Consider the following 898-nt stretch of genomic DNA (forward strand, 5'->3'; position numbering starts at 1 on the left):
GTCCAGAGCCCGGCCGAGGGCGACCATCAGGCCGCCCTCCCAGTCCCGCCCGCCGGCGAGGAGGTCCTCACAGATCGCCACGCTCTGCCGGCACCGGGCGTGGACGCTCTTCCCGCCCGCGTCACGTGCTCCCCAGGCGATACCGGTGAGCGTGTTCAGGACGGTGTCGTGCACGAGCCGGTCCGACTCGGCCACGTCCTGCCGCCGTGCCGCCACGATGCCGCGCCCGCGGCGCCGCGTGTGGGCCAGCGCGAGCCACTCGTCGCAGCGCCGGGCCCCGCGGCGCATCCGCCCGACGACCGCGGCGAACGCGAGGGGGACGGCGATGACCGCGCCGGCCGGCAGCGCCGCCTCCAAAGCGGACGGCGCGGCGATCTCGTGGACGACGGCCGTGTACAGGGTGACGAACGCCAGCACGGCCGGCAGCCAGACCGCCGGCGGGAAGCACCACACGATGGTCAGGCCCGTCCCGATGAGCCGCAGCAGCACCCAGTTGGGGCCGGTGGCGAGCTCGCCCGGCGGCACGGCCCAGGGCGCGCAGCCCGCCACGACCAGGCCCATCAGGAGCTCGCCGGCGGCGAGGTCCCGACCCAGGCCACGGGTCAGGCAGACCACGCCGAAGACCACGCCCCAGCAGGCGGCGACGGCCGGCAGGGCGAGCCGGGCCGGAGATCCGTACCATCCCGCGTCGGCGAGGAGTACCGCGATGCCGAACAGGACCGCGACCAGGCGCAGGAGCCCGAGGGTCCGCGACATTCTGACGCCGAGCCCGGCCTCGTTCGGGCCGACGTCCCCGCCCGCCGCGCCGCGCCGGTCGCGTCCCCCCTCGCTCCCGGTCCGGCGGGTCACGCGCTGGTCACCGGGCCGCCGGAACACGTGCCAGCGCAATCGTCAGTAC

At 76.4% G+C, this 898-nt stretch carries 1 pseudogene; it reads right to left on the reverse strand.

The annotated features are described in order from the left end of the window. Positions 1-849, reverse strand: a pseudogene (locus FMEAI12_RS26390) (ATP-binding protein); the annotation flags it as partial. Positions 850-898 lie beyond the last annotated feature (49 nt).

Source organism: Parafrankia sp. Ea1.12, assembly GCF_900465275.1.
GTDB classification, from domain to species: Bacteria; Actinomycetota; Actinomycetes; order Frankiales; family Frankiaceae; genus Parafrankia; species Parafrankia soli.